Source organism: Actinomadura sp. 3N407 (genome assembly GCF_052245875.1).
GTDB lineage: Bacteria > Actinomycetota > Actinomycetes > Streptosporangiales > Streptosporangiaceae > Spirillospora.
In genome coordinates, this window is sequence record NZ_JBQQBP010000001.1 from 858,951 (window position 1) to 865,206 (window position 6,256).

Annotated in this window: 6 protein-coding genes and 1 pseudogene; 3 read left to right on the forward strand and 4 right to left on the reverse strand. The window is 70.4% G+C overall.

What is annotated here, in order from left to right:
* The first annotated feature begins 160 nt into the window (after window positions 1-160).
* Window positions 161-1,312, forward strand: a complete 1,152-nt coding sequence (locus tag ACTWPP_RS04070) for a serine hydrolase domain-containing protein (RefSeq protein WP_443102690.1) — start codon at window positions 161-163, stop codon at window positions 1,310-1,312.
* A gap of 137 nt (window positions 1,313-1,449) precedes the next feature.
* Here ACTWPP_RS04070 and ACTWPP_RS04075 read toward each other — a convergent pair whose 3' ends face one another.
* Window positions 1,450-1,899 (reverse strand): hypothetical protein, encoded by a 450-nt coding sequence (locus ACTWPP_RS04075; protein ID WP_443102691.1) that lies wholly within the window; start codon window positions 1,897-1,899, stop codon window positions 1,450-1,452.
* A gap of 66 nt (window positions 1,900-1,965) precedes the next feature.
* Complete coding sequence (locus ACTWPP_RS04080) at window positions 1,966-2,799, reverse strand: histidine kinase (RefSeq protein WP_443102692.1); 834 nt, start codon at window positions 2,797-2,799, stop codon at window positions 1,966-1,968.
* 17 nt (window positions 2,800-2,816) lie between these two features.
* On the opposite strand from ACTWPP_RS04080, the pseudogene ACTWPP_RS04085 reads away from it, so the two are divergent.
* Together ACTWPP_RS04085 and ACTWPP_RS04090 are read left to right on the forward strand one after the other, a co-directional pair.
* Window positions 2,817-3,611 (forward strand): annotated as a pseudogene (locus ACTWPP_RS04085) (MMPL family transporter); the annotation flags it as partial.
* A 22-nt stretch (window positions 3,612-3,633) separates the two neighbouring features.
* On the forward strand, window positions 3,634-4,002 hold the full coding sequence (locus tag ACTWPP_RS04090; RefSeq protein ID WP_443102693.1) for a hypothetical protein: 369 nt from the start codon (window positions 3,634-3,636) through the stop codon (window positions 4,000-4,002).
* Here ACTWPP_RS04090 and ACTWPP_RS04095 read toward each other — a convergent pair.
* On the reverse strand, window positions 3,989-4,867 hold the full coding sequence (locus tag ACTWPP_RS04095; protein ID WP_443102694.1) for an alpha/beta fold hydrolase: 879 nt from the start codon (window positions 4,865-4,867) through the stop codon (window positions 3,989-3,991). The genes ACTWPP_RS04090 and ACTWPP_RS04095 overlap by 14 nt on opposite strands.
* 15 nt (window positions 4,868-4,882) lie before the next feature.
* Window positions 4,883-6,085, reverse strand: a complete 1,203-nt coding sequence (locus ACTWPP_RS04100) for an MFS transporter (protein WP_443102695.1) — start codon at window positions 6,083-6,085, stop codon at window positions 4,883-4,885.
* Between the last annotated feature and the right edge of the window lie 171 nt (window positions 6,086-6,256).

A 6,256-nucleotide genomic window follows, 5' to 3' on the forward strand; every position in this document is an offset into this window, starting at 1 on the left:
GTCCTGCCGGGCGCCGCACGGCCCGTCCGGACGGACGAGGACGGTCTAGGTCTGGCGGGTGATCTCGCTGTGACGGGTCACCTCCGGCGGGGGAGGCGGCCGCGGCGGTCGGCGCGGCACGGTTTCACCACAAGAAATCGTGCGACCTCAGGAGGCTCCCATGCTCGTGCGGAAGACCGGCATCCGCGCGCTCCTCTCCCTCGCGGCGGCGGCCGCTGTCACCGGCGGGACGGTGACGGCGGCCGAGGCGGGAACCCGGACGGATCTGCAGCGATCGCTGGACGGAATCGTCTCGGCGGGCGCGGTCGGCGTCCAGGCCGAAGCGATCGGCAAGCATCGAACGTGGCGCGGTACCAGCGGCACGGCCCGGCTGAAGGGAGGGCGGCCGGTACCGCGGCAGGGGCTGTTCCGGATCGGCTCCACCACCAAGACGTTCACCGCGACCGTCGTCATGCAACTGGTCGCCGAGAACAAGGTCGGGCTGGACGATCCGGTCGAGCGGTATCTGCCCGCCCTGGTGCCGAACGGAGAGAACATCACGGTCCGGCAACTGCTCAACCACACCTCCGGAATCCGTGAATACCTGGAGGACTCCGAAGAGTTCCCGCTCGAAGGGCAGGACTTCCTCGACCGGATGCGGTTCACCGACTACGCCCCGCGGACGCTGGCGCAGATCGGCGTGAGCCTTCCTCCGCTCTTCCCGCCGGGTACCGGCTCGCGTTACTCCAACACCAACTACGTGCTGGCCGGACTGATCATCGAGAAGGTCACGGGCCGTTCGTACGCCGAGGAGGTTCGCCGGCGGATCATCCGGCCGCTGGGGCTCGACGACACCTCCCTGCCCGGGACGCGGACCTCGATCCCGGGGCCGCACGCGCACGGCTACATCCAGGTCACCGAGGACGGCACGACCCGCCCGGTGGACATCACCCGCCTCAACGCGTCGTGGGCCTGGGCGGCCGGTGAGATGATCTCGACCACCGGTGACCTCAACCGGTTCTTCGCCGCACTGCTGGGCGGCAGGCTGCTACCGCCCGCCCAGCTCAAAGCCATGAAGACCACGGTGCCGTTCACGTTGCCGGACGGCAGCGCCGACGGCCTGGGGCTGCTGAAGCTCCCGCTGCCGTGCGGGGTGTCGGTATGGGGCAAGGACGGCGGGCTCCACGGATACATGACCCAGTCCATGCACTCCGAGGACGGACGGCACATCACCATCTCGGTCACCCTGCGCGAGAACTCCGGGTCCGCCTACATGAAGATCGGCGAGGCGATCCAGAAGACGGTCGCCGACACCTTCTGCGGACGGAGGTAGACGCTCGACACGCACCGGAGTAGGCGGCAGGTCATCGATGGGATCCGGTGGCGGGTGCGGGCCGGCTCTCCGTGGCGGGACGTGCCGTACAAACCCGGCGGCGGCAGCGCCGCCTTCTCCGCGGAGCGGGCGCGCAGTCAGTGCCGGCGGGGTCGCGATGCGTATCCGAGGTTGATCATTGTCAGGCAGACCCAGGTGAGGACGAATCCAGTGAGGCCGACGGTGCCGACGGCGATCGCGGTGAGCGGGACGCCGGCGTCAGTGAGGCGCAGGCGATCGTGATGGTCACAGTCCGGTCGCTCCTGACAGCCTCGCGGTCGAGCGCCGCTCGCTCCTGGACATCGGCCTCCACCCGGGATGCCGCCACCACCGGAGCGGGCTCTGAACGTGGGGCCGCGGATGTCGGCGGCCTGGAGCTCATCGTGGAGGGTCCTGACGGTGACAGGCCCGTCGAGATCGGAGAGAGTGGCCGACCCGATCAAGACCTTCAGGTCCACCACGCCGGACAATCCCTTGAGGTCGGCCCGACCGAACGCGAGGCTCGCGTCGATCATTGTCCGGCGAGGCACTTTGATGTCGTAGTCCACTCGGCAATGGCCGATGGTGTAGTGACAGACCGTGGTGATCTTCAGTGTGTCGCCGGCGACGTCACGTTAATAGGCGACCGCCTCCGCACGCCGAGACGGACGATCCTCGAACCCGATCTCGAGCCGTACCGGCACGGGGCAACGCCGGGCCATGCTGGTCACCGCCGGTGGCAGGCCGCGTTCGCTGAGCACGGGCGGGTGGGCGCTGCGAGCTATGCTCCGTAGCTCCTCGATCGCCGCGCGGGCGTCCCCATGCGCCTCAGTGAGCAGTTCCTCGGACTTGTCCGGATCGCGGGCGAGCTGCTTGTGGGCTCTGCTGATCGCGATCGTGACAGCCAGCAGACGCTGCTGGGCCCCATCATGCAGATCCCGTTCGATCCGCCGGCGCTCGGCTTCGGCGGCGTCCACCATCAGCGAACGCGTTGTCTCCAGGGTGGTGATTCGCTGCCGTAGCAGCCGTTGCGCGTCGGCCGGGTCGCGTACACGCGCCATCAGCGTGGCCTCGAGATGGATCAACGGCCTTGCCCCGGCCAGTGCGGCGGCGATGAGCGCCAACCCGAGAACCGTTCCCGGGATCGTGGTCGCCGGGCTCGCCGGTACTCCGGCGAACGTGGCCGAGTCCGCCCCGAGCACGGGAATCAGGATCGGCAGGGTCATCAACGCGGCCCCAAAGGAGAACGCGCTCAAGAGCAGGGCTCCGGTGCCGCTGCTCCAGGCGGCCGCGAGCAACGAAAACGCCAGGTTCTGCCAACCCCAGCGTCCTCTCAGCAGTGTCCGCAAGGGTGGCGGTGGATCGATGTCCGCCGGAGGCACGCCAAGTTCCCGGGAGAGCCGGCGGTCCGAGAGAACGGTGATTCGTCCCGCCGCTCGCATCGCAACGACCAGGACCGGCAGGCCCAAGAGGAACAGGGGCGGAGCAGGCCGCCCGCGACACGCTCGCCGAGGTGCGCCGGGACCTGGCGCCCGGCGCCGTGGGGCAGGTCAGAGGCGCTGAATGGTCGGTGGGCGGCGCGGTGGCCTTCGACGCTGACTTCTCCAAGGTGCAGCGAGAGCGCCTGCCGTGGGTCGTCGGCTTCGTCGTGTTGTTCTGCCTGATCGTGATGGTGATCGCATTCCGTTCGGTATGGATCGCGCTGATCACGGGCCTGCTGAACCTGATCTCGGTCGGTGCCGCCTACGGAATCTTGGTCCTCGTATTCCAGAACGACTGGGCCGAGGGGCTGCTCGACTTCAACTCCACCGGCGCCATCGTGTCCTGGATCCCGCTGATCCTCTTCGTGGTGCTCTTCGGCCTGTCCATGGACTACCACGTGTTCGTCCTCAGCAGGATCCAGGACGCGCTGCGAGCCGGCGCCGCCCCCCGGGAGGCGATCCGTCAAGGCGTCGTCCACTCTGCCGGGGTCGTGACCAGCGCGGCGGTCATCATGGTGGCGGTCTTCGCGATCTTCGCGACGCTGTCCACGATCGAGATGAAGCAACTCGGCGTGGGTCTTGCGATGGCGATCGTGCTCGACGCCACTCTCGTGCGCGGCGTGCTCCTACCCGGCGCCCTGGCCTTGATGGGCGGTCGCGTCTGGCCCAAGGACGTTCTGGAAGCGGCTGCGTCGCCTCGCCGGGCGGCGAAGGCCCGCGAGATTCGGCGCGACGTCGACGCCGAAGAGGACGCCGGCGGCGTTCACGAGGCCGACAGCGATGACGTCGGTGTGTCCTGATCCACTTGCTGCGCACGCGGCGGTGCACGAGCTGCTGGCCAAGGGCGTGGGGATCTCCGCGATCGCTGAAACGCTCGGCCTGGATCGCAAGACCGTGCGCCGCTACGCCCACGCCGCCACCCCGGGGACCTGGCGCCCGCCCAGGGCGGACGGCGCGGATCACGCGTCGACCCGTTCCTGCCCTACCTGCACGAGCGGTGGAACCAGGGCTGCACGGATGCTGCCCGGCCGTTCGACGAGATCCGCGAAAGGCGGCTACACCGGCGGCCGGCGCACCGTCCGCCGTCACCTGCAGGATGTGCGCGCCAGCGGGAAACCCGTCCCCCAAGGTCACCAGCAGCTCAGCTCCGCCGCACCGGAGGCGGTGGGATCGGTGGTCAGGCCGCGGTGACCGTGCGTCCGAGGAAGTCGCGGACCAGGCCGGCGATCTCGTGGCCGTGGGTCGCGAGGGCGAAGTGGCCGGCGTCGAGGAGGTGGATCTCGGCGTCGGGCAGGTCGCGGGCGAAGGCCTTGGCACCGTCCGGGCCGAAGATCTCGTCGTTCTGGCCCCAGGCGACCAGGACGGGTGGCCGGTGGGTGCGGAAGTACTCCTGGAAGGCGGGGTAGCCGTCCAGGTTGAACTGGTAGTCCCAGAAGAGCTGGAGCTGGATCTCCTTGTTGCCCGGGCGGTCCAGGTACGCCTGGTCGAGGACCCAGGCGTCCGGGCTGACGCGATCCAGCATTTCGGCGGGGACGCCGTGGGTGTGCTGCCAGTGCGTGGCCTCGGCGGTCAGCAGTTCGCGGACGGCGGGCTCGTGGGCGGCTCGGTCCTCGGCGTGGGCGAACAGCACGTCCCAGAACGGGGTGAAGCCCTCCATGTAGGCGTTGCCGCTCTGGCTGACGATGGCGGTGACCCGGCCGGGGTGGCGGCTGGCGATGCGCAGTCCGATGGGAGCGCCGTAGTCCTGGATGTAGAGGGCGAACCGGTCCACGCCCAGCTCGTCGAGTAGCGCGAGGGTGACCTCGGTGAGGTTCTCGAAGCCGTACTCGAACTCGTCCACCGGCGGCATCGCCGACTGGCCGAAGCCGATGTGGTCGGGCGCGATCAAGTGGTAGCCGTCGGCCAGTTCGGCGATGAGGTCGCGGTACATGGCCGAGCTGCTGGGGAAGCCGTGCAGCAGGACGAGCGTGGGGTCGGCCGGGTCTCCGGCCTCCCGGTAGAAGACGGGCAGCCCCTGGATCTCGACAGTGGCGTGGCGGATCGGGTGGACGGTCATTTCGGTCTACTCCTGTCAGTTGGTGGAAACGGTTTCCCGGCGGCCGGGCGAGACCAGCGCCGCCGCGGCGGTGCTGAGCAGCAGGCCGAGGGCGAAATAGGCCCGGTAGTCGCCGGAGACGGCGTGCAGCGCGGTGGCGACGGCCAGTCCGGCGGCGGCCGACAGCTGGTGGACCAGCCAGGCGGGGGCCAGCGTGCGGCCCATCCGGGAGCGGTCCAGGCCGCGGGAGACCACGGCCATGGTCAGCGGGATCACCGGGAAGGACGCGACGCCGAACAGCACCGCGACCGCGACCAGCGCGGGACCTTCGCTCACCACGGCGGCCAGGCCCAGCGACACGGCGCGCACGGCGTGCAGGATCCGCAGCAGCGTCTCGGGGCGGTGGCGGCGCAGCAGCCGGGCGCTGACCGCCGAGGCGATCCCGGCGGCGACGGCGGCGACCGCGACCAGCCGGCCCGCGTCGGCGGCCGACCAGCCCAGCCCGACGGCGTGCTTGGGCAGCAGCAGCACCATCACGTACAGCGTGGCCGAGTGCAGCCCGAAGGAGATCAGCATCCGCGTGCGTCCGCGCAGGCTTTCGCGCCCGGCCGCCGACGCCTGGAACCGGTCCTTGGGCAGCGCGGCCGCCAGCACGACCGTGACGGCGAGCCCGGCCGCGCCGAGCAGAGCGTAGGTGGCGCGGACGCCGACCGGCTCGAACAGGGCGGTCGCCGCCCACGGGACCAGCAGCTGCCCCAGGTTGATCCCGGTGGAGGCGCGCGCCAGCGACGGACCGGCCCGCTCGCCGCGGAGCCGGCCGATCAGGGTGGTCAGGGCCAGGCTGGACGAGGCGGCGAAACCGATCCCGCCCAGCACCAGGTAGACCACCACGAACTGCCAGGTCTCCTGGACGACCGACAGCGCGAGGTAGCAGGCCGCCATGAACACCAGCCCGGCCAGCAGCACCGCGCGGGCGCCGATCCGGTCCAGCAGGGTGCCGATGACCGGCTGCAGCAGCCCGGTCAGCGCGGTGCTCAACGCCGCGGCCACCGCCAGCGCGGTGGCGTCCATCCCGTACGCGGCGGCGGCCGGGGCGAAGAAGACGCCCGCCGAGAAGTTCAGGCCGAACGACACCGTCATCGCCGCCAGCCCCGACCACGCCGCCCGGTCGCCGGTACGGCGGGCGCGGCCGGTGCCCGGGTCCGCCCTCGGCCCCTTCACGTCCAGTTCAATGGTCATGGTCGCTCCCGGAGGTGACCGGGTACGGCGGCTGCGACCGCCGTACCCGGCGGGCGGTCAGTGGCGGACGACCGGCCAGTCGATGTCGGTGCCGGCGGCCTTGTTGAAGTAGTTCGTGAAAACGTTGAGCGCGACGTGGCCGACGACCTCGGCGATCTCTTCGTCGGACAG

Coding starts and splice junctions, on each gene's coding strand:
- ACTWPP_RS04100 (WP_443102695.1), bottom strand. CDS start 6,085: ATGACCATTGAACTGGACGTGAAGGGGCCGAGGGCGGACCCGGGCACC.
- ACTWPP_RS04095 (WP_443102694.1), bottom strand. CDS start 4,867: ATGACCGTCCACCCGATCCGCCACGCCACTGTCGAGATCCAGGGGCTG.
- ACTWPP_RS04070 (WP_443102690.1), top strand. CDS start 161: ATGCTCGTGCGGAAGACCGGCATCCGCGCGCTCCTCTCCCTCGCGGCG.